We start from the raw sequence: 444 nt of genomic DNA, 5'->3' as shown, positions 1-444 counted from the left end.
GGCTGACGTCGCCGCCGTCGCTGACTTTGACCACAAAGGCTTTGCCTTCCACTTCCACGGTGTAGACGCCGGAGGCGGCGGCTTTTGCCGGCGCGGCCGGTTTTGCTTCTTCCACCTGCGGCACCGGCTCAAAGGCTGCCGGGTTGTGGCGGTTTTCGAGGAACTTCAGGCCAGGTTGCGGGAACAGGGCCACGGTGAGCACGTCGTCGATGGCGTTTTCGGCAAGCGTGATACCCTTCTCCTGCGCCTGGCGTTTGACGTCGGCTTCCAGTTCAGCCAGCTCCGGCTTCAGCAGGTCCGCCGGGCGGCAGGTGATGGCTTCAGCGCCGTCGAGCACCCGCGCCTGCAGGGCGGCGTTCACCGGCGCCGGGGTGTGGCCGTATTCGCCTTTCAGGATACCGGCGGTCTCCTTCGCAATGGTTTTGTAGCGCTCGCCGGTCAGGA

The 444-nt window shown here is 65.5% G+C and carries 1 pseudogene; it reads right to left on the bottom strand.

Going from position 1 to position 444, the window contains the following annotated elements:
• Positions 1-444: pseudogene (locus CWM61_RS28605) on the bottom strand (oxaloacetate decarboxylase); the annotation flags it as partial.

This window comes from Klebsiella sp. K-Nf6, assembly GCF_002806655.1.
In the GTDB taxonomy this organism is placed as follows: Bacteria; Pseudomonadota; Gammaproteobacteria; order Enterobacterales; family Enterobacteriaceae; genus Klebsiella; species Klebsiella variicola.
This window is presented reverse-complemented; position numbering and strand designations above follow the sequence as displayed.